This is a genomic window from Pseudomonas sp. CF161, from assembly GCF_000416215.1.
In the GTDB taxonomy this organism is placed as follows: Bacteria; Pseudomonadota; Gammaproteobacteria; order Pseudomonadales; family Pseudomonadaceae; genus Aquipseudomonas.
Genome location: NZ_ATLP01000103.1, coordinates 23,276 through 43,323, shown reverse-complemented (window position 1 = coordinate 43,323; position 20,048 = coordinate 23,276). Strand labels below are relative to the sequence as shown.

Sequence of the window (20,048 nt, the reverse complement as noted above, 5' to 3'; positions counted from 1 at the left end):
GGATTGTTTATGAGTACACCGGCGAGCAACCAATTGTTCGATGCTTATTTCACTGCTCGCAGCATGCGTGAAGTGTTTTGTGATCAGGGCCGGGTCCAGGCCATGCTGGATTTCGAAGCGGCCCTGGCCCGAGCCGAGGCCCGCGTCGGGCAGATTCCGCAGAGTGCGGTGGCGCCGATCGAGGCGGCCTGTCGCGCCGAACTCTATGATTTCGCGGCCCTCGGCGAAGCCATTGCCACGGCCGGCAACTCGGCGATTCCATTGGTCAAGGCGCTGGGCAAACAGATTGCCCAGTGCGACGCCGAGGCTGAGCGCTATGTGCACCTGGGGGCGACCAGCCAGGACGTGATGGACAGCGGGCTGGTGCTGCAACTGCGCCAGGCCCTGGGCTTGATTGAGGCCGACCTGGGGCGCCTCGGGCAAATCCTTGCGGCCCAGGCCACCCGCTACGCCGGCACGCCGCTGGCCGGGCGGACCTGGTTGCAGCATGCGACACCGGTCACCCTGGGCATGAAAATCGCCGGCTGGCTGGGGGCGGTCAGCCGCAGCCGGCAACGCTTGCAGGAGTTGAAGCCGCGGCTGCTGGTGCTGCAGTTCGGCGGCGCCTCCGGGACCCTGGCGGCCCTCGGCGAGCAGGCGTTGCCGATTGCCCAGGCACTGGCCGGCGAGCTGCACCTGGGCCTGCCGGAACAACCCTGGCACACCCAGCGCGACCGTCTGGTGGAGTTCGCCGCTGCGCTTGGCCTGATCGCTGGCAGCCTGGGCAAGCTGGGACGGGATATCAGCCTGTTGATGCAGACCGAAGCGGCCGAAGTGTTCGAGCCCTCGGCGCCGGGCAAGGGCGGATCATCGACCATGCCCCACAAGCGCAATCCGGTGGGCGCGGCGGTCTTGATCAGTACCGCGACCCGGGTGCCCGGGCTGCTGGCGACCATGTTCAGCGCCATGCCCCAGGAGCACGAACGCAGCCTGGGCCTGTGGCATGCCGAGTGGGAAACCCTGCCGGAGATCTGCTGCCTGGTTTCCGGTGCCCTGCAACAAGCCTTGCTGGTAGCCGAGGGCCTGGAAGTCGACGCCGAGCGCATGGCCAGCAACCTCGACCTGACTCGCGGCCTGGTACTGGCCGAAGCCGTGAGCATCGCCCTGGCCCAGCGCCTGGGACGCGAGACGGCTCATCATCTATTGGAACAATGCTGCAAGCGGACGGTGGCCGAAGGGCGCCACCTGCGTGCGGTACTGGGCGATGAACCCCAGGTCGGTGCCGAGCTTTCGGCCGCTGAACTGGATCGCCTGCTCGATCCGGCCCATTACCTCGGCCAGGCTCAGACCTGGGTCGAGCGCGCGGTGGCCGAACACTTTGCCTTGAACGCCTGAAGGAGACTGCTGTGGCATTCGTAAAACTCGCCGATGGCGAACTGCACTACCAGCTTGATGGTCCGGAACACGCTCCGGTACTGGTGCTGTCCAACTCGTTGGGCACCAACCTGCGCATGTGGGATATCCAGATCCCGGCCTTTATCCAACACTTCCGTGTGCTGCGCATGGATACCCGCGGCCACGGCAAGTCGCTGGTCACCCCCGGGCCCTACACCATTGAGCAGTTGGGCCATGACGTGCTGGCGTTGCTGGATGCCTTGCACATCGAGCGCGCGTACTTCTGCGGCCTGTCCATGGGCGGCCTGATCGGCCAGTGGCTGGGCATCAATGCCGGCGAGCGCCTGCACAAGCTGGTGGTGTGCAACACCTCGGCGAAGATTGGCGAGTCGTCGATCTGGAACCCGCGCATCGAAACCGTACTGCGTGACGGCGAGGCGGCCATGGTGGCGCTGCGCGATGCTTCGATTGCCCGCTGGTTCACCGCGGACTTCGCCGACGCTCACCCTGACCAGGCCAAGTTGATCACCGACATGCTGGCGGCGACGTCGCCCGAGGGCTATGCAGCCAACTGCGCGGCCGTGCGTGACGCAGACTTCCGTGACCAGGTGTCGGCGATCAAGGTTCCGACCCTGGTGATTTCCGGCACCGAAGATGCAGTCACGCCTCCGTCGGGCGGGCATTACATTCAGGAACAAGTGCAGGGCGCCGAGTACGCCGAGTTCTACGCCGCGCATTTGTCCAACGTGCAGGCCGGCGCCGCATTCAGCGACCGGGTCGTGGAATTCCTGCTGGCCGACAAGAGCATCTGAGGAGTCGCTTGTGGACGAGAAACAACGTTATGACGAGGGGATGCAGGTGCGCCGCGCGGTGCTGGGCGATGCCCACGTCGATCGCAGCCTTAATGCCCTGACCGAGTTCAACTCGGAGTTCCAGGAGATGATCACCCGACACGCCTGGGGCGACATCTGGACCCGCCCGGGCCTGCCGCGGCATACCCGCAGCCTGATCACCATTTCCATGCTGATCGGCATGAACCGCAATGAAGAGCTCAAGCTGCACCTGCGTGCCGCTGCCAACAACGGGGTGACCCGTGGCGAGATCAAGGAAGTGATCATGCAGAGCGCGATCTACTGCGGCATTCCTGCGGCCAATGCGACCTTCCATCTCGCCGAGTCGGTGTGGGATGAGTTGGGTGTCGAGTCCCGCGAGGTCTGAGCAGCGCACGCCGATAAAAAAGGCCAGCACCGGTCAACCGGGCTGGCCTTTTTCATGGGTGGGTTTTGCCGGAGCAGGTCCTGGCGACGTGACTTACAGCAGGCTGATCGGGTAGCTGACGATCACGCGGTTCTCGTCGAACTCGTTATTGCTGTAGTCGCGACGCATGCTGGAGTTGCGCCATTTGAGGTTGAGGTTCTTCAGGGTGCCGCTCTGCACGGTATAGGCCAGCTCCGACTCGCGGCCCCATTCCTTGCCATCGGTGATGGTGCCGGTGTGCACGTTGTCACCGCTGATGTAGCGGTTCATCAGGGTCAGGCCCGGTACGCCGATGGCGGCGAAGTTGTAGTCGTGGCGCAGTTGCCAGGATTTTTCCTTGGCGTTGTCGTAGCTGGAGTTGTAGCTGTCGTTGGCCAGGGTGCCGCCGCTGGTGCCGTTGACCCGCATCCAGGCGTTGTCCCCGGTGAGTTTTTGCAGGCCGACATAAAAGGTGCTGCCGCCGTACTTGGCCGAGAACAGGCCGGACCAGGTCTTGTTATCCAGGTCGCCGGCGCGGGCACTGCCGTCTTCCTTGCCGTAGAAGAAACCGAGGTTGGCGCCCAGGGTCCAGTCGCCCACGGGTTGGGTATGAACCAGGTTGATGAACTGTTGGCTGTAGATGTCCTTGAGTTCGGCGTTCCACAGGCCGATCTGGGTGCGCTTGTCGTTGAAGGTGTATTCGCCACCCTGGAAGTTGAAACGGTCGGAGGTGAACGCGGCTTTGCCGGTCATCGACATGTCGCTCATGCTGCTGTCGTCTCGCGGGCTGTTGGCGCGGAACTGGCCGCCGTAGAGGGTCAGGCCGTCGATTTCCTTGGACGTGATCTGCCCGCCACGGAAGGTCTGTGGCAGCGAGCGGCCGTCATCGGAACGCAGGATCGGCAGCACCGGCATCCATTCCCCCACCTTGACCTCGGTCTGCGACAAGCGCGCCTTGAACGCCACCCCCAGGCGCCCGAAGTTGTCGGCCGGGCGCCCGTCACGGTCCAGAGGCAGCAACTGGGTGCCGCCGGTGCCTTTGCCGCCGTCGAGCTTCAGCGAGTACAGGCCCAGCACGTCCATGCCGAAACCCACGGTGCCTTGGGTGAACCCGGACTTGGCATCGAGGATGAAACTCTGGGTCCACTCTTCGGCCTTGCCCTGGGCCCTGGTCGGGTTGGTGAAGTTACGGTTGATGTAGAAGTTGCGCAGGTTCAGGTTGACCTTGGCATCTTCGAGAAAGCCGGACTCTTCGGCCATCGCCGGCAGGGCGGCGGCAGCCAGTGCCACGCCGAGCAGGCCCGGCAGGAGGAAAGGAGAAGTGGGGGTCGTTGGCTTCATGTTGTCGGTCTCTCTAATTGTTAGGGCGCAGCACGGCACTGCCGCTATGTCAGTCGCAGAGCCAGGTGAAAAGTGGGCGTGGTGAAACGGCTGTAAATCAGCCGGAGAGGGCAGGGCGAGGGGTCATGGTGCAGAGCCTGTTGTTATTGGTTTTTATCGCTGCGGGGAATGGTGCGGTGCCGGATAGGGCGATTCAATCGGGTACAAGTGGGTTTTGGGCGATAAACGAACACAAGTGACTGGCCGGGCCCAGGCCAAAAAAAACCCACCGAGAGGTGGGTTTTTTCACTGCCGGCAGGTGCTTAGAACAGGCGCAGCTTCGGTGCCTGTTCGGCCACCGGTTCGTTCTTCGCGGTCTGCTCGTTCCAGCCGCCACCCAGGGCCTTGTACAGATTGACCTCGCTGGTCAGCTGCGAAAGGCGGTCACTGATCAGCGCCTGTTGCGCACTGAACAATGAGCGCTGGGCGTCGAGGAAGGTCAGGTTGCTGTCGACCCCGATGCGGTAGCGCCGCTCGGCCAGGCGGTAGTAGTCCTGGTTGGCGCTGACGAAATCACGCTGGGCCTGCAACTGCTGGTTGTAGGTCTGACGTGCCGCCAGGCCATCGGAGACTTCCTGGAAGGCGGTCTGGATGGATTTCTCGTACTGCGCAACCGTGATGTCTTTCTGGATCTTCGAGTAGTCCAGGCTGGCACGCAGGCTGCCGGCGTTGAAGATCGGCAGATTGATCTGCGGCTGGAACAGCCAGGTCCCCGAACCCCCCTTGAACAGGCCGGACAGGTCCGGGCTCAAGGTGCCGGCGTTGGCGGTCAGGCTGATGCTCGGGAAGAACGCCGCGCGGGCGGCGCCGATATTGGCATTGGCCGCCTTGAGCTTGTGTTCGGCTTCAAGGATGTCCGGACGCCGTTGCAACAGCTCCGAAGGCAGGCCCGCTGGCATTTCGCTCAACAGGTCGGCCGCCAGGGGCTGTGCGCCAGGCAGGTTGGCGGGAAGGCCGGTGCCCAGCAGCAGGGTCAGGCTGTTTTCGTCCTGGGCCACTTGGCGCGTGTAGCGCGCCAGTTGCACCCGGGCGTTCTCGACCGAGGTCCGCGACTGGCTCAGGTCCAGCGCCGAGGCAACCCCGACTTCGTTGCTGCGCGAGGTGAGCCGGTAGCTCTCCTCGAAAGCGCCCAGGGTGTCCTGGGTCAGCTTCAGCAGTTCCTTGTCGGCCTGCCAGGTCAGGTAGGCGTTGGCCACGCTGGCCACCAGGCTGATCTGGGTGCTGCGCCGGGCTTCTTCGCTGGAGAAGTAGGTCTGCAGGGCCTGCTCGCTCAAACTGCGAACGCGGCCGAACAGATCCAGCTCATAGGCGCTGATACCCAGGGTGGCCGAGTACTGGCTGGTGATGCCCGACTCGCCGGTTTGCGACATGCGCGCCGGGGTCCGCTGGCGGCTGCCGCTGCCATTGGCCGATACCGCGGGGAACAGGTCCGCGCGCTGGATCTGGTACTGCGCGGCATAAGCGTCGATGTTCAGCGCCGCCACCCGAAGGTCGCGGTTGTTGACCAGCGCGGTCTGGATCAGCTGTTGCAGCGCCGGGTCATGGAAGAACTGCCGCCAGCCCTGTTCGGCGGCCGCCTGGTTGGCGGCCTCCGTTGGCGAATAGGCCGGGCCTTGCGGGTATTGCGCGGCCACCGGTGCTTGCGGCTGCTGATAATCGGGTATCAGCGAGCAGCCACTTAGCACGGCGGCGGTGATTGCCAGGGAGAGTAGCGACTTGCTCATTGGCCAGCCTCTTTAGGAGTTTCAGATGTTTCTGCCGAGTCCGCGTTTTTCTTGCGACCCATGCCAGACACTGTGACGAAGAACAAAGGCACCCAGAATATCGCCAGAATCGTCGCGGTGAGCATACCGCCAATCACCCCGGTACCGATGGCGTGCTGGCTGCCCGAACCCGCGCCGGTGGAGATGGCCAGGGGCACCACACCCAGCACGAAGGCCAGCGAGGTCATGATGATCGGTCGCAGACGCATGCGGCAGGCTTCGATCGCCGCGTCTGTCAGGCTGCGACCCTGCTCGTGCAGTTCCTTGGCGAACTCGACGATCAGAATGGCGTTTTTCGCCGCCAGACCGATGGTCACCAACAGCCCCACCTGGAAGTACACGTCGTTGGACAGACCCCGCAGGCTGGTGGCCATCAGTGCACCGATGATCCCCAGAGGCACCACGAGCATGACCGCGATCGGAATCGACCAGCTTTCATACAGCGCCGCCAGGCACAGGAACACCATCAGCAGCGACAGGGCATACAGCGCCGGTGCCTGGGAACCCGACAGGCGTTCCTCATAGGACAGGCCGGTCCAGGAAATCCCCACGCCCGCCGGCAGCTTCGCGGCAATGGCTTCGACTTCGGCCATGGCTTCACCGGTACTGTATCCAGGCGCCGGAGCCCCCAGGACTTCCATCGCCTCGACACCGTTGTAGCGCGCCAGCTTCGGCGAACCGTAGATCCACTCACCCTTGGCGAACGAGGAGAACGGCACCATGGTCCCGGCACTGTTGCGCACGTACCATTTCTTCAGGTCTTCCGGGCTCATGCGGGCGCCGGGCTGACCCTGGATGTACACCTTCTTCACTCGACCACGGTCGATGAAGTCGTTGACATAGCTACTGCCCAGGCCGATCGACAGGGTGTTGTTGATGTCGGAGATGGTCACGCCCAAGGCGCTGGCGCGTTCATCGTCGATGGTCAACTGGTACTGCGGCTCATCGCTCAGGCCGTTCGGACGCACCTGGCTCAGGATCTTGCTCTGCGCGGCCATGCCGAGGAACTGGTTGCGTGCTGCCATCAGTTTCTCGTGTCCGATACCGGCGCGGTCCTGCAGGAACACGTCGAAACCGGTGGCGTTACCCAACTCCAGTACGGCGGGCGGAGCGAAGGCAAACACCATCGCATCGCGGAAGCTGAAGAAGTGTTGCTGGGCACGGGCCGCCAGGTTGAACACGCTGTTTTCCGCAGAGCGCTCGCCCCACGGCTTGAGCATGATGAACGCCATACCCGAACTCTGGCCGCGACCGGCGAAGTTGAAGCCGTTCACGGTGAACACCGAGGCTACGGTGTCCTTTTCCTTGTCCAGCAGATAGGCGCGCATTTCATCGACCACCACCTGGGTCCGCTCGGCACTGGAGCCGGCTGGCGTCTGCACCTGGGCGAAGAGTACGCCCTGGTCTTCTTCCGGCAGGAACGCCGATGGAATGCGGGTGAACAGCCAGATCATGCCGAGCACGATCAGCACGTACGCCAACAGGTACGGCACTTTGTGACGCAGCATATTGCCCACGCCGCGCTCGTAGCTTTTGACGCTGCGATCGAAGGTGCGGTTGAACCAGCCGAAGAAACCGCGTTTCTCGGTGGCGTGCTCGCCTTGTGGGTGAGCCTTGAGCATGGTGGCGCACAGGGCCGGGGTGAAGATCAGGGCAACCAGGACCGACAGGGCCATGGCCGAAACCACGGTGATCGAGAACTGCTTGTAGATCACCCCGGTGGAACCACTGAAGAACGCCATTGGCAGCAGTACCGCGGACAGCACGAGGGCGATACCCACCAGTGCGCCCTGGATCTGGCTCATGGACTTCTTCGTGGCCTCCTTGGGCGATAGCCCTTCCTCGTGCATCACCCGTTCGACGTTTTCCACCACCACGATGGCGTCGTCCACCAGCAAGCCGATGGCCAGCACCATGCCGAACATGGTCAGGGTGTTGATGCTGAAACCGGCCGCCGCGAGGATGCCGAAGGTCCCGAGCAATACCACCGGGACCGTCATGGTGGTGATCACCGTGGCGCGGAAGTTCTGCAGGAACAGGAACATCACCAGGAACACCAGGACGATCGCTTCCACCAGGGTTTCAACCACGCCCTTGATGGATTCGGTCACCACCGGCGTGGTGTCGTACGGGAACACCACCTTCATACCTTGCGGGAAGAAGGGTTCCAGGTCGCTGATGGTCTTGCGCAGTGCCTTGGCGGTGTCCAGGGCGTTGGCGCCGTTGGCCAGTTTGACCGCCAGGCCGGAAGCCGGCTTGCCATTGAACTGGGCGCTGACGGCGTAGTTTTCACCCCCCAGCGCAACGTCGGCGACATCACCCAGGCGAACCTGCGAGCCGTCCTTGTTGACCTTCAACAGGATCGCCTTGAACTGCTCGGCGGTCTGCAGACGGGTCTTGCCGATGATCGTGGCGTTCAGTTGCTGGCCAGGCAGCGCCGGCAATCCACCGATCTGGCCGGAAGACACCTGGACGTTCTGCGCCGCAACGGCGGTTTTCACGTCCACGGGGGTCAGGCTGTAGTTGTTGAGCTTGGCCGGGTCGAGCCAGATACGCATGGCGTACTGTGCACCGAACACCTGGAAGTCGCCGACACCCGCGGTCCGCGACACCGGGTCCTGCATGTTGGACACGATGTAGTTGGACAGGTCGTCCTTGGACATGCTGCCGTCTTCGGAAACCACACCGATCACCAGCAGGAAGTTCTTCACCGCCTTGGTTACCCGGATGCCCTGTTGCTGCACTTCTTGCGGCAGCAGTGGGGTGGCCAGGTTCAGTTTATTCTGGACCTGGACCTGAGCGGTGTCGGAGTTGGTGCCTTGTTCGAAGGTTGCGGTAATGGTCATGCTGCCGTCGGAGTTACTTTCCGAGGACACATAACGCAGGTTATCGATACCGTTGAGCTGCTGCTCGATGACCTGAACCACGGTGTCCTGCACGGTCTGTGCAGAGGCGCCTGGGTAGGTCACGGAGATAGCGATGGCCGGTGGCGCAATGCTTGGATACTGGTTTATCGGCAACTTGAGGATCGATAGAGCCCCGACCAGCATGATCACCAGGGCAATTACCCAAGCGAAAATCGGACGGTCGATGAAAAATTTCGACATGGTTTACTCCCCTTTGCCGCCTGCAGCTTTGTCTGTTGCCTGTGCAGGGGCCGGGTTGGTCGCCGGAACATTGGTCGCTTCGGTCGCCTTGACTTCAATGCCTGGCTTGACGAACTGCAGGCCTTCGGTAATCAGTCGATCGCCGGCTTTCAAGCCGTCTTCCACCAGCCATTGGCTACCGACGGTGCGGCTGGCCTTGAGCTGACGCAATTCGACCTTGTTGTCCGGGCCAACCACCAGCGCAGTTGGCGTGCCTTTGAGGTCACGGGTCACGCCTTGTTGCGGGGCAAGAATGGCCGCAGCGTTGATCCCGGCCTGCAATTGCGCGTGCACGAACATGCCTGGCAACAGGGTGTGATTAGGGTTTGGGAACACGGCGCGCAGGGTCACGGAACCGGTGGTTTCGTCGACCGAGACTTCGGAAAACTCAAGTTTGCCGTCCTGTTGGTACTGGCTGCCGTCTTCCAGGGTCAGCTTGACCTTGGCCGAGTTGTCGCCGGCCTTTTGCAGACGACCGCTTTCCAGCTCGCGACGCAGTTCCAGCAACTCCACGGAGGACTGGGTGACGTCGACGTAGATCGGATCGAGCTGCTGGATCACGGCCATGGCATCGGCCTGGCCATTGCTGACCAGCGCGCCTTCGGTGACCGAGGAGCGGCCGACGCGGCCGGTCAGTGGCGCAAGCACCTTGGTGTAGCGCAGGTTGATCTGCGCGCTTTGCAGCGTGGCTTCCGATTGCAGGCGGTTGGCTACGGCAGTGTCGTATTCCTGGCGGCTTACGGCCTGTTCGTCCACCAGTTGCTTGTAGCGGTCGGAGATCGACTTGGTCGATTGCAGGTTGGCCTGGGCGCTTTTCAGCGTCGCCTCATAGACCGACGGGTCGATCTGGTACAACTGTTGGCCTTCTTTGACATCCCCGCCTTCTTTGAACAGACGCTTGAGGATGATGCCGTTGACCTGTGGTCGCACTTCGGCGATGCGGTAGGCGGTGGTCCGACCCGGGAGTTCCGAGGTCAGGGTGAAGGGTTGGGTTTTCAGGGTGACTACGCCGACCTGAGGAGCCTGTTGGGGAGGGGCCGCCTCTTCCTTTTTACATCCGCTGAGCAGCGATGCCAGGGCGACGGCAGTGACCAGAGCGGTAACAGCTGGCTTGAATTGCATGAAAATCCTCGGGTCAGGCGCGCAAGACGCGCACTCGAAAGGTGGAAGGGTCAAAAAAGTGCGCTGAGTGGATAAGTAGCTTGCTATGGAATATACTTACATTCATGGTTGTTTGTAAACAGCGGGTCGCGTACCCGGACTAATACAAAACATGAGTTGACGGACGATAAACACATAACAATCGCCGTCCGTAATTAAGCTCGGATTAACGCCTCGTGCGCCCCGAGCCATCCTGATTGAGGTTTTGCTGCCATGGCCCGTCGTACCAAAGAGGAAGCTCAAGAAACGCGCAAGCAAATACTTGAGGCAGCAGAAAAGGCTTTCTATGAACGCGGAGTTGCCCGTACGACATTGGCGGACATCGCCACCTTGGCAGGGGTGACTCGTGGCGCGATCTACTGGCATTTCAGCAATAAGGCGGATCTGGTACAGGCCATGCTGGATACCTTGCGCGAGCCGCTGGAAGAACTGGCCAGGGCCAGTGAAAGCGAGGAAGAGCTCGACCCGCTGGGCTGCATGCGCAAGCTGCTGATTCATCTGTTCCATCAGGTCGCTCTGGATCCAAAGACTCGGCGAATCAACGAAATTCTGTTTCATAAGTGCGAATTCACCGATGAAATGTGCGACCTGCGCCATCAGCGCCGGGCTGCCAGTATTGACTGCAACGTGCGTATCGAATTGACGTTGCGCAATGCAGTGAACCGTGGACAGCTGCCGTCGAATCTCGACACTGCCCGCGCTGCCATCAGCATGCACGCCTATATCGACGGCATCCTTTATCAGTGGCTTCTGGCCCCGGACAGCTTCGAGCTTGATCAGCAGGCTGAACGCTGGACCGACATCGGCCTGGATATGCTGCGTCTGAGCCCCAGCTTGCGCACTTGAGACAAAATGCGTAATTGCCACCGCTTGTGTCAACAATTAAGGCCAGCATAGATCATTCTGGTACTCGCCTTATTTCGATGGGGTGCTTTTATATACGCACCGGCCCTTTCTTTATAGGTAGCGGGCTACGTATTTTGTAGGGATTTTGTGTCGGGGGTGTGAACGAGTGTGAACCCTCGTTGCTCAAGGGCGCCGAGCAGTCGATCAAAATAATGGCCCTGATCGGCATGCTTGCCAGCCACGATAGGCAATCCAGGATCCTGTCGGACAGGTCATGAAAAAGCCCCGGCTCTCGCGAGTCGGGGCTTTGTTTTTAGCGCTGTGCTTACAAGGTCGGGTAGTCGATGTAGCCGACCGGGCCTTGACCGTAGAAGGTTTCCGGATGCGGCTCGTTCAACGGTGCATCGGCTTTCAGGCGGGCCGGTAGGTCCGGGTTGGCGATAAACGGCACACCGAAGGCCACGGCATCGGCCTTGCCAGCAGCCAGCCAGGCGTTGGCGCTGTCTTTGGTGAAGCGTTCGTTGGCGATGTACGGGCCACCGAATGCGGCTTTCAATTGTGGGCCGAGGCTGTCGGCACCTTCTTTTTCCCGCGAGCAGATAAAGGCAATGCCGCGCTTGCCCAGTTCACGGGCGACGTAGGTGAAGGTTTCGCTGAGGTTGTCATCACCCATGTCGTGAGCGTCGGCACGGGGCGCGAGATGCACGCCAACTCGGCCCGGGCCCCAGACTTCGATGACCGCATCAGTCACTTCCAGCAGCAGGCGCGCACGGTTTTCCAGGGAGCCGCCGTAGTGGTCGGACCGCTGGTTGGTGCTGCTTTGCAGGAACTGGTCGAGCAGGTAACCGTTGGCGCCGTGGACTTCGACACCGTCGAAGCCGGCGGCCTTGGCGTTTTCCGCACCCACGCGGTAGGCGTCGACGATGTCGGCGATTTCAGCGATTTCCAGGGCGCGCGGAGTCGGGTAGTCGGCCAGCGGGCGCACCAGGCTGACGTGGCCTTTGGCCTGAATGGCGCTCGGTGCCACTGGCGCCTCGCCGTTCAGGTAGGACGGGTGGGAAATGCGGCCGACATGCCACAGTTGCAGGAAAATTTTGCCGCCTGCGCCGTGGACTGCCTTGGTCACGTTGCTCCAGCCGCGAACCTGGTCGTTGGACCAGATGCCCGGGGTGTCCGGGTAGCCGACGCCCATTGGCGTCACGGACGTGGCTTCGCTGAGGATCAGGCCCGCGGAAGCGCGTTGTACGTAGTACTCGGCCATCAGCGCGTTGGGTACTCGGCCTTCATCGGCGCGGCAGCGGGTCAAGGGCGCCATGATGATGCGGTTGGCCAGCTCGAGGTCGCCGAGTTTGATTGGGTCAAAAATAGTTGCCATGAAATACACCCTTCTTAAATGAACGTATCAGTTGGTCGCTGGGGCCAGATCGGCATTGCCGCCCTGGCGAAAAGTAATCAGAGTCACCAGCAGCGCCAGTACCGCCAGGGCGGCTGCGGCCAGGGGCACGCTGGTCAGGCCGAAACCATGGGCGATCACGCTGCCGCCGACCCAGGCGCCGAGGGCGTTGCCGATGTTGAAGGCGCCGATATTGAGGGTCGACACCAGGTTTGGCGCGGCCTTGCCGAAGGTCACCACGTTGATTTGCAGCGCCGGTACGGCGGCGAACGAGGCGGTGGCCCAGAGGAACAGGGTGATCTCGGTCGGGATCAGCGCGACGCTGGTCCAACTCAGGACGGTGGAGACCACGGCCATGCTGATAAACACACCGATCAGGGTGGCCGCCAGGCGTTTATCCGCCAGCTTGCCGCCAATGATGTTGCCCACGGTCAGGCCCAGGCCAATCAGCAGCAAGGTCCAGGTCACGCCCTTGGGCGACACCCCGGTGACGTCGCCCAGCAGCGGCGCGACATAGGTGAAGAGGGTGAACATGGAGGCGGCGAACAGCGCGGTCATGCTCAGTGACAACCAGATCCCGGCGCCCTTGAGGGCGGCCAGTTCCGAGCGCATGTCGAGTTTTTCCTCATCGCGCTTGGCCGGCAGAAAGCGAATCAGGCCGATCAGGGCGACGACACCGATCACGGTCACGGCCCAGAACGTCGAGCGCCAGCCGGCTTCCTGGCCCAGCGCGGTACCCAGTGGAACACCGAGGACGTTGGCCAGGGTCAGGCCGGTGAACATCAGGGCCACGGCCGATGCGCGCTTGTTGGCGGGCACCAGGCCGGCGGCAACCACCGAACCGATACCAAAGAAGGCGCCGTGGCAGAGGGCGGTGACCACTCGGGCGAACATCAGCACGTTGTAGTCACTGGCCAGCGCGCACAGCAGGTTGCCGACAATGAAAATGCCCATCAGGGCTACCAGGGCAGCCTTGCGCGGCAGCTTGGCGGTGGCCAGTGCCATGAAGGGCGCACCGATGGCTACGCCCAGGGCGTAACCGGTCACCAGCCAGCCGGCGCCCGGGATCGACACACCGAGGTCGTTCGCCACATCGGGCAGCAAGCCCATGATGACGAACTCGGTGGTGCCGATGGCGAAGGCGCTCAGGGCCAGGATAAGTAGCGAGAGGGGCATTGTGGGTCCTTGTCAGATCAGAGCTCTTGGCTCATTTGTTTGAGGAACAGCTGAATGTTTTCCTCATTGCGTTTGAAGAAGTGCCATTGGCCGACTTTGCGGCTGCTGATCAGTCCAGCTCGTTGCAAGGTCGCGAGGTGGGCGGAGACGGTCGACTGCGACAGGCCGCAGCGTTGATCGATCTGCCCGGCGCATACGCCGTGTTCATTGCTGTGGCTCTGATCAGGGAATTCGACAGTCGGGTCTTTGAGCCAGTGAAGAATTTCTCGCCGTACTGGGTGCGCCAGGGCTTTTATTATTTCGTCGAGATCGATAGGCATGGCAGTGCTCGGTTTGGGTAAAACGTTATATCGCGATGAAGCGAACTTTAAATCGGTATTTCGCGATATACCAATATGATTTTGGTCTTAAATCATTCTTTATCGGTATATCGAGTTATAACGATACGTGTCGCGCGGTGCTAAGCTGCGCCCATGAATTATCTCGCACATCTGCACCTCGGCGGCCAGCGCCCCGGTCAATTGCTCGGCAGCCTGTACGGCGACTTCGTCAAAGGTCGGCTGCAGGGGCAGTTCAACCCGGAGATCGAAGCCGCGATTGCGCTGCATCGCAGCATCGACACCTACACCGACAGCCACCCACTGGTGGGCGCTGCGCTGTCGCGTTTTTCCCTGACCCGCAGGCGCTATGCCGGCATTGTCATCGACGTGTTTTTCGATCATTGCCTGGCGCGCGACTGGGCTCGGTACGCCACGCAGCCGTTGGCGCTGTTCACCTCGGACGTGTACCGGGTGCTGGCCAGCGAACCGCAGCTGCCGGGACGCCTGGCGCAGATCGCGCCGTATATGGCGGCCGATGACTGGCTGGGTTCCTACCGGGAGTTCGACGTGCTGGAGCAGGTGCTGCGAGGGATCTCGCGCCGCTTGTCACGCCCGGAGGAACTGGCGCAAGCGATGGGCGAGCTGGAGCGGCTGTATCAGCCATTGAGCGAGGACTTTCGGCAGTTCTACCCGCAGTTGCAGTTGTTTGCCCAGGAACGCCTCAGGGAAACCGGCTGATCTGCCGGCTTCCCTGGAAGCGATTCACCGGGCTGGCGCGCTAAAACGAATCCCTCAGGCCGCGACCCATTCCTCGTCACGCCCAACCTCAACGCCCTTGGGCACCTCGCCAAACAGCGCCTTCTGCACCGCCTGCTGCGCCTGGAAGGCCAGCGCCGCGCGTTCCTGGCCGCGACAGGCAATGGGTTTGAGCAGGTGGATTTCGACCTGGCCCTGGTCATTGGCAAACAGGCGCATCAGGTGCGAGAGCAGATCGTCATCGCCGATAAACGGTGCCAGCGAGTCGATCTGCCCGTCGCGCAGGTAACGAATGGCCACCGGCTGCAGCGCCACGTCGGCGTCGATGGCACTGGCCAGCAAACGCCCGTGAAAGGTGCGCAGGCCACGGCCATCGGTGGTGGTGCCTTCGGGGAACATCAGCAGCGGATGTTGCTGCTGCAAGTGCCGGGTCATCTGCTTGCGGATCAACTGACTGTCGCCCGCGCCACGGCGGATAAACAGGCTGCCGGCCTTGGCCGCGAGCCAGCCCGCCACCGGCCAGGTCCGCACTTCGGCCTTGGACAGGAATGACAGCGGGTTCAGCGCGCCGAGCAACGGGATATCGGTCCAGGACACGTGGTTGCTGACCCACAGCATCGGCTGCCGGGGCACGTCGCCGTGCACGGTGATTTCAAAGGGCAGGGCGTTGCTCAGGCGGGCCATGAAAAAGCGCGACCAGCGCTGGCGCCGAACCATGGAATTGGCCACGCCCAGGCGCTCGAACAGGCCGAACACGCTGGCCATGCTCAAGCCCAGCGCGACCACCAGCAGCACCCGGGCAATCCGCCCGTAGACCCGTAGCCGGCTCATTACACGGCCGCCTTGAAGTGGCGGGCGTAGCGTGGGCACAACTCGTCGCGCTTGAGCAGGATAAACACGTCGGCGACCTGGAAATCTTCGTCCCAGCACGGCTCGCCGCAGATCTTCGCGCCCAGGCGCATGTAGGCCTTGAGCAGCGGTGGCATTTCGGCGATCACGTTGGACGGGATGTCGAGGTTCGGCAGCGGTTTTTTCGGTTCGGCGCGCAGGTGTTCGGTGCACAGGTAGCGCTCGCGCAGGCGTTGCATGATGGCGTGGGCCTGCACGCCGCCGTCCTGCATCGGGATGCTGGCGCAGCCCATCAGGTAGCTGTAGCCGCCCTGGTTGAGCACCTCGGCCAATTCGCCCCAGAGCACGGCAATGGTGCCGCCGTTGCGGTAGGCCGGGTCGACGCAGGTGCGACCGATTTCCAGGATCGGGCCCTTTAGATGCACCAGCCCATGCAGGCTGAATTCCTCTTCGCTGTAAAAGCGCCCCAGGCTGCTGGCGGCCTGGTGGTCGAGCAGGCGGGTGGTGGCGACCAGGCGCCCGGTGTTCAGGTCCCGCACACCGATATGGCTGCAGTGGACGTCATAGTCATCCATGTCCAGACCCAATTCCGCGCCCTTGAGCTTGGCGTTGAACTCGCCGCTGAAGACGTTGAAGCGCAGCGCCTGGGCCTCTTGCAGGGCGTGGGCGCCGATCAGACGTTCGGCTTGCAGGCGGCGTTCACTGCCGGTGTCGCTGATGCGGGCGATCTGAGTCATTGTGAATCTCCGTGCGGGCCGCTGACCCGCCTTGGGTTGCAGCCGATCGACTTTGTTGTGCAAAGTCAGGCTATGTAGCCCCGGTGTCATCGCCATTAAGCTTTGGTGATGCTTATATGACAGCCCAGAAGGAGCCCCTCCATGCCTTGGTCAGACCTGCTCAACTGCCGTGAACGACTGCCGGCCAACCCGGACCTGGCCGAGGGGTACGCCGCGCTGCTGGAGCACTTGGGCCCGGTCACCCCGTTCGACCTGGCGCTGCGCGGCGGGCGTTTGATGAGCAGCCCGGGGCTGGCGTTTCTGGTGGGTTACCAAGCCGCGTTGCGTGTGCTCTGGCCCAGCGCGCCGCCGAGCCTGGGCGCCTTGTGCGCCACCGAGCAGCGCAGCCTGCGCGCGGCGGACATGCAGACCCGGCTGGCGGATCTGCGCCTGAGCGGGCGCAAGGATTTCGTCACCGCCGGCGATGCCGCCGACTGGCTGCTGATTGCCGCGCGCAGCGAGGCACCCGGCGAAGATCCGCGCCTGAGCCTGGCGGTGGTCTATGCCGGCGAGCCTGGGGTCAGCGTGGAAAAACTCCCAGCCCTGCCGCTGATGCCCGACATCAGCCACGGCCGCCTGCACCTCGACCACGCGCTTTGCGAACGGCTGGCCGGCGATGGCTGGGATGCCTACGTCAAACCCTTTCGCAGCCTGGAGGACATCTATGTCCTCAGCGCCATGGGCGCCTGGTTGTATGGCGTCGGCCAGGACAACCAATGGCCGCAGGCCCTGCAATTGCAGCTCCTGGCCCTGCTCGCCGGGTGCGCCGAAGCCAGCCGGCAAAACCCTTCGGCCAGCAGCACGCATATCCTGCTGGGTGGGTTGTTCGCTCAGTTCGATGGGCTCAAGGCGCAGATCCAGCAGGCCTTTGCCGAAGGTCCCCCGGAGTGGGCGCAGTTGTGGTCCCGCGACCAATCAGTGCTTGAGATCGCCGGCGGCGCCCGGGCCAAGCGCCTGGCCAAGGCCCTGGCCGGCTTGCCGTCGCTGCCGGCCTGAAGCGCTGCTGAAACTGTCATCTACCAGGGCTAGGCTGTGCAGATTTCCGGCCCCGGATTTTCTGCAATGTTCAAAGGCTCGACCCTGTTGCTCACCTTGCTCTTGCTGGTCACGGTGCCGGTGCGCGCCGAACACTGGCCCGGCGAGCAATGGAGCCAGGGCCCGGCAGCCAGCGGCCCGGCACTCGATGCGCTGGAGGCCTATGCCTTCGCGCCGCGGGATGACACGACCCGCGCCGGTATTCGCACCGACGCCCTGCTGGTGATCCGCGATGGCCAGCTCATCTACGAACGTTACGCCGGGCCGACCACCGCCGACACCCCGCACCTGACCTGGTCCATCAGCAAGAGCCTGCTCGCCGTGATGCTGGGCGTGGCTTATGGCCAAGGTCGCTTTCAGCTGGAGGACAAGGCCGCAAGCTTCTATCCCGCCCTGCAACAGCACCCACAGATCAGCATGGCCGACCTGCTGCACTGGGCCTCGGGCCTGGAGTGGCAGGAGGACTATGAATACGCACCACTCAAGTCCTCGGTGGTGGCCATGCTCTACACCCGGGGCCATCAGGATATGGCGGCCTTCGCCGCAGGCCATGGCGCCTTCAGCGCGCCGGGGCAGGCTTTCCGTTATTCCAGCGGCGACAGCAACCTGCTGTCTGCGGCCTTGAAGCACATGCTCGGCGCGCCCGCTTATGCCGGCTATCCCTGGACTGCACTATTCGACCCCCTGGGAATCAGGCAGGCAGTGTGGGAAACCGATGCGGCCGGGACGTTCGTCGGCTCTTCCTATGCCTACCTGCGCGCCCGCGACCTGGCGCGCATCGGCCTGTTGATGCAGCGCGACGGGCGCTGGGGCGAGCGCCAGTTGCTGCCCAAGGCCTGGGTCGAATTCTGTCGCACGCCCTTCAGTGGCTACCAGGCCCACCAGGACGAGGCGGTGCCGGGTGGCCACTGGTGGCTCAACCGCGCCGTGCAAGGCGCTGCGCCACCCTGGCCCGATGCGCCGAGGGACACCTTTGCCGCCCTGGGGCACTGGGGCCAGGCGCTGTATATAGTGCCCAGCGAAAACCTGGTCATCGTGCGCTACGCCGACGACCGCGATGGCAGCTACCGGCACAACGAACTGCTGAAGCGGGCGCTGCTGGCGTTCGGACGGCAGGGTCGGCCATGAGCCGTTCATGGGTTCGACGCCGACCTGTTTCCAGCCTGCTGCTGGTGCTGCTGGCGGCGCTGCTGGCCTGGGTCTGGCATGAACGGCTGGCGCTGCTTGCGTTCCCGGATATCCTCGGCGCCTACAGCGCCAAGGAGTACTGCTCCTGCCGTTATGTGATGCAGAACCCGGCCGAGTATTGCCTGGGTTACGTGCGGCAATACTTGCCCCTGAGCCAATTTGTCGATGAACCGGAGCAGCGCCGGGTCACGGCCAGTGGGCTGGGACGCAGCCACAGCGCGGCCTGGATCGGCGAGCGCGAGGGATGCCGGCTGGCTCCCTGAACCACCCCGCCCAAGCTTGTTCCACCCAGTGGAACCACATTTGATTGTCCTCTGATCCGGCTCGCGGTTATCTGACGCAGAGCCGTGATCACGCCTTGCTACGCCGTGAAGCGCTCCGAAAAAGAACGGGAATACACCCGACCCAAGGAGACCCAGCATGACCCGACACCAGCACATTTTGGCCTGGCTCAATGACGTCGCCAGCGACCTGCGGGCCATTCGTCAGGACATTCATGCCCACCCGGAACTGGGGTTCGAAGAACATCGCACTGCGGCGCTGGTGGCCCGTTGTCTTGAAGAGTGGGGCTACGAAGTGCACACCCGCGTTGGCCGCACCGGCGTGGTCGGGGTGCTGCGCAACGGCAGTGGCTCGAAGACCCTGGGCCTGCGGGCCGACATGGATGCCTTGCCGATCATCGAGAACACCGGGATGCCCTACAGCAGCCGCTCCAGCGGTTGCATGCACGCCTGCGGGCATGACGGCCACACCACCATTCTCCTGGGGGCGGCCCGCTATCTGGCGGCCACCCGGCAGTTCGACGGCACCCTGAACCTGATCTTCCAGCCGGCGGAAGAGGGCCAGGGCGGTGCCCAGGCCATGCTTGCCGACGGCCTGCTGGAGCGCTTCCCCTGCGATGCGTTGTTTGGCCTGCACAACATGCCGGGGCTGCCGGCCGGGCACCTGGGTTTCCGTCAGGGACCGATGATGGCCTCCCAGGACCTGCTCGAGGTGATCGTTGAGGGCGTCGGCGGCCACGGCTCCATGCCGCACCTGGCGGTGGACCCGTTGGTGGCGGCGGCCAGCATGGTCATGGCGTTGCAGACGGTGGTGGCGCGCAATATCGATGCCCAGGAAGCCGCAGTCGTCACGGTCGGCGCCTTGCAGGCCGGCGAAGCGGCCAACGTGATTCCCCAGCAGGCAGTGCTGCGCCTGAGCCTGCGTGCCCTTAACGCACCGGTTCGCGAACGGATGCTGGAGCGGGTCAAGGCCATTATCCAGATCCAGGCCGACAGCTTTGGCTGCACGGCCAGCATCGAGCATCGTCCGGCCTATCCGGTGCTGGTCAACAGCCCGGACGAGACCGAGTTCGCCCGCCAGGTCGGCGTCGAGCTGGTGGGGGCCGAGGCGGTCAACGGCCATACGCCGAAGCTGATGGGCAGCGAAGACTTCGGCTGGATGCTGCAACGCTGCCCGGGCAGCTACCTGTTCATCGGCAACGGCGTGGCGCAGCCGATGGTGCATAACCCGGGTTACGACTTCAACGACGACATCATTCTTACCGGCGCGGCCTATTGGGGCGCCCTGGCGGAAAGCTGGCTCAGGCCGTCCTGAAACTTCCTGTTCCTGTGTCCCTGACTGCTCCGGGTGTGATTGGCGCCCGGCAC

The 20,048-nt window shown here is 63.1% G+C and carries 18 protein-coding genes; 9 read left to right on the top strand and 9 right to left on the bottom strand.

Annotated features, from left to right (window positions below; all coding sequences use genetic code 11):
- The first annotated feature begins 9 nt into the window (after window positions 1-9).
- Genes CF161_RS23225 through pcaC form a run of 3 tightly spaced genes read left to right on the top strand, consistent with a single transcriptional unit; the run spans window position 10 to window position 2,592 of the window.
- Complete coding sequence (locus tag CF161_RS23225; protein WP_020299063.1) at window positions 10-1,374, top strand: 3-carboxy-cis,cis-muconate cycloisomerase; 1,365 nt, start codon at window positions 10-12, stop codon at window positions 1,372-1,374.
- A gap of 11 nt (window positions 1,375-1,385) precedes the next feature.
- On the top strand, window positions 1,386-2,186 hold the full coding sequence (gene pcaD, locus CF161_RS23220) for a 3-oxoadipate enol-lactonase (protein ID WP_020299061.1): 801 nt from the start codon (window positions 1,386-1,388) through the stop codon (window positions 2,184-2,186).
- 10 nt (window positions 2,187-2,196) lie between these two features.
- On the top strand, window positions 2,197-2,592 hold the full coding sequence (pcaC, locus tag CF161_RS23215; protein WP_020299060.1) for a 4-carboxymuconolactone decarboxylase: 396 nt from the start codon (window positions 2,197-2,199) through the stop codon (window positions 2,590-2,592).
- 93 nt (window positions 2,593-2,685) lie between these two features.
- On the opposite strand, the gene CF161_RS23210 is transcribed toward pcaC, so the two are convergent.
- The 4 genes from CF161_RS23210 to emhA form a co-directional block, all read right to left on the bottom strand.
- Window positions 2,686-3,951 (bottom strand): OprD family porin, encoded by a 1,266-nt coding sequence (locus tag CF161_RS23210; RefSeq protein WP_020299059.1) that lies wholly within the window; start codon window positions 3,949-3,951, stop codon window positions 2,686-2,688.
- Between the two features lie 302 nt (window positions 3,952-4,253).
- Window positions 4,254-5,714 (bottom strand): AdeC/AdeK/OprM family multidrug efflux complex outer membrane factor, encoded by a 1,461-nt coding sequence (gene adeC / locus CF161_RS23205; RefSeq protein ID WP_020299058.1) that lies wholly within the window; start codon window positions 5,712-5,714, stop codon window positions 4,254-4,256.
- Window positions 5,711-8,860, bottom strand: a complete 3,150-nt coding sequence (locus CF161_RS23200) for an efflux RND transporter permease subunit (protein WP_020299057.1) — start codon at window positions 8,858-8,860, stop codon at window positions 5,711-5,713. Before CF161_RS23200 ends, adeC begins: the two co-directional genes overlap by 4 nt.
- Window positions 8,861-8,863: 3 nt before the next feature.
- Window positions 8,864-10,021 (bottom strand): efflux RND transporter periplasmic adaptor subunit EmhA, encoded by a 1,158-nt coding sequence (gene emhA / locus CF161_RS23195; RefSeq protein WP_020299056.1) that lies wholly within the window; start codon window positions 10,019-10,021, stop codon window positions 8,864-8,866.
- Window positions 10,022-10,273: 252 nt separating this feature from the next.
- Between emhA and emhR the strand changes: the two genes are divergently transcribed.
- A complete protein-coding gene (gene emhR, locus CF161_RS23190) occupies window positions 10,274-10,906 on the top strand; it encodes an efflux system transcriptional repressor EmhR (RefSeq protein ID WP_020299055.1) in 633 nt (210 codons plus the stop codon).
- 325 nt (window positions 10,907-11,231) lie between these two features.
- Here emhR and CF161_RS23185 read toward each other — a convergent pair whose 3' ends face one another.
- From CF161_RS23185 to CF161_RS32450, 3 genes are read right to left on the bottom strand one after another with little or no spacing between them, the layout of a single operon-like run.
- Window positions 11,232-12,281, bottom strand: a complete 1,050-nt coding sequence (locus CF161_RS23185) for an alkene reductase (RefSeq protein WP_020299053.1) — start codon at window positions 12,279-12,281, stop codon at window positions 11,232-11,234.
- Between the two features lie 27 nt (window positions 12,282-12,308).
- Window positions 12,309-13,475, bottom strand: coding sequence for an MFS transporter (locus tag CF161_RS23180; RefSeq protein ID WP_020299052.1), 1,167 nt, complete (start codon window positions 13,473-13,475; stop codon window positions 12,309-12,311).
- A 17-nt stretch (window positions 13,476-13,492) separates the two neighbouring features.
- Window positions 13,493-13,795 carry a helix-turn-helix transcriptional regulator gene (locus CF161_RS32450; RefSeq protein WP_020299051.1) on the bottom strand — a complete coding sequence of 101 codons (303 nt, stop codon included), beginning with the start codon at window positions 13,793-13,795 and terminating at the stop codon, window positions 13,493-13,495.
- 153 nt (window positions 13,796-13,948) lie between these two features.
- Here CF161_RS32450 and CF161_RS23170 point away from each other — a divergent pair, with 153 nt between their 5' ends.
- Window positions 13,949-14,533 (top strand): ACP phosphodiesterase, encoded by a 585-nt coding sequence (locus tag CF161_RS23170; RefSeq protein WP_020299050.1) that lies wholly within the window; start codon window positions 13,949-13,951, stop codon window positions 14,531-14,533.
- A 54-nt stretch (window positions 14,534-14,587) separates the two neighbouring features.
- Here the strand turns inward: CF161_RS23170 and CF161_RS23165 are convergent, their stop codons facing one another.
- Together CF161_RS23165 and olsB are read right to left on the bottom strand one after the other, a co-directional pair.
- Window positions 14,588-15,382: a lysophospholipid acyltransferase family protein gene (locus CF161_RS23165; RefSeq protein WP_020299049.1), complete on the bottom strand. Its 795-nt coding sequence runs from the start codon at window positions 15,380-15,382 to the stop codon at window positions 14,588-14,590.
- Complete coding sequence (gene olsB / locus CF161_RS23160; protein WP_020299048.1) at window positions 15,382-16,137, bottom strand: L-ornithine N(alpha)-acyltransferase; 756 nt, start codon at window positions 16,135-16,137, stop codon at window positions 15,382-15,384. The genes CF161_RS23165 and olsB overlap by 1 nt, the downstream gene beginning before the upstream one ends.
- Before the next feature lie 141 nt (window positions 16,138-16,278).
- Here olsB and CF161_RS23155 point away from each other — a divergent pair, with 141 nt between their 5' ends.
- The 4 genes from CF161_RS23155 (at window position 16,279) to CF161_RS23140 (ending at window position 19,995) form a co-directional block, all read left to right on the top strand.
- On the top strand, window positions 16,279-17,172 hold the full coding sequence (locus CF161_RS23155) for an acyl-CoA dehydrogenase family protein (RefSeq protein WP_020299047.1): 894 nt from the start codon (window positions 16,279-16,281) through the stop codon (window positions 17,170-17,172).
- Window positions 17,173-17,238: 66 nt separating this feature from the next.
- Window positions 17,239-18,339 carry a serine hydrolase gene (locus CF161_RS23150; protein ID WP_020299046.1) on the top strand — a complete coding sequence of 367 codons (1,101 nt, stop codon included), beginning with the start codon at window positions 17,239-17,241 and terminating at the stop codon, window positions 18,337-18,339.
- On the top strand, window positions 18,336-18,662 hold the full coding sequence (locus tag CF161_RS23145) for a hypothetical protein (RefSeq protein WP_020299045.1): 327 nt from the start codon (window positions 18,336-18,338) through the stop codon (window positions 18,660-18,662). Before CF161_RS23150 ends, CF161_RS23145 begins: the two co-directional genes overlap by 4 nt.
- A gap of 157 nt (window positions 18,663-18,819) precedes the next feature.
- Entirely contained in the window at window positions 18,820-19,995 is a 1,176-nt protein-coding gene (locus CF161_RS23140; protein WP_020299044.1) for a M20 aminoacylase family protein, read from the top strand.
- Window positions 19,996-20,048 lie beyond the last annotated feature (53 nt).

Coding starts and splice junctions, on each gene's coding strand:
- CF161_RS23225 (WP_020299063.1), top strand. CDS start 10: ATGAGTACACCGGCGAGCAACCAATTGTTCGATGCTTATTTCACTGCT.
- CF161_RS23210 (WP_020299059.1), bottom strand. CDS start 3,951: ATGAAGCCAACGACCCCCACTTCTCCTTTCCTCCTGCCGGGCCTGCTC.
- adeC (WP_020299058.1), bottom strand. CDS start 5,714: ATGAGCAAGTCGCTACTCTCCCTGGCAATCACCGCCGCCGTGCTAAGT.
- CF161_RS23200 (WP_020299057.1), bottom strand. CDS start 8,860: ATGTCGAAATTTTTCATCGACCGTCCGATTTTCGCTTGGGTAATTGCC.
- emhA (WP_020299056.1), bottom strand. CDS start 10,021: ATGCAATTCAAGCCAGCTGTTACCGCTCTGGTCACTGCCGTCGCCCTG.
- emhR (WP_020299055.1), top strand. CDS start 10,274: ATGGCCCGTCGTACCAAAGAGGAAGCTCAAGAAACGCGCAAGCAAATA.
- CF161_RS23185 (WP_020299053.1), bottom strand. CDS start 12,281: ATGGCAACTATTTTTGACCCAATCAAACTCGGCGACCTCGAGCTGGCC.
- CF161_RS23180 (WP_020299052.1), bottom strand. CDS start 13,475: ATGCCCCTCTCGCTACTTATCCTGGCCCTGAGCGCCTTCGCCATCGGC.
- CF161_RS32450 (WP_020299051.1), bottom strand. CDS start 13,795: ATGCCTATCGATCTCGACGAAATAATAAAAGCCCTGGCGCACCCAGTA.
- CF161_RS23170 (WP_020299050.1), top strand. CDS start 13,949: ATGAATTATCTCGCACATCTGCACCTCGGCGGCCAGCGCCCCGGTCAA.
- CF161_RS23165 (WP_020299049.1), bottom strand. CDS start 15,382: ATGAGCCGGCTACGGGTCTACGGGCGGATTGCCCGGGTGCTGCTGGTG.
- olsB (WP_020299048.1), bottom strand. CDS start 16,137: ATGACTCAGATCGCCCGCATCAGCGACACCGGCAGTGAACGCCGCCTG.
- CF161_RS23155 (WP_020299047.1), top strand. CDS start 16,279: ATGCCTTGGTCAGACCTGCTCAACTGCCGTGAACGACTGCCGGCCAAC.
- CF161_RS23150 (WP_020299046.1), top strand. CDS start 17,239: ATGTTCAAAGGCTCGACCCTGTTGCTCACCTTGCTCTTGCTGGTCACG.
- CF161_RS23145 (WP_020299045.1), top strand. CDS start 18,336: ATGAGCCGTTCATGGGTTCGACGCCGACCTGTTTCCAGCCTGCTGCTG.
- CF161_RS23140 (WP_020299044.1), top strand. CDS start 18,820: ATGACCCGACACCAGCACATTTTGGCCTGGCTCAATGACGTCGCCAGC.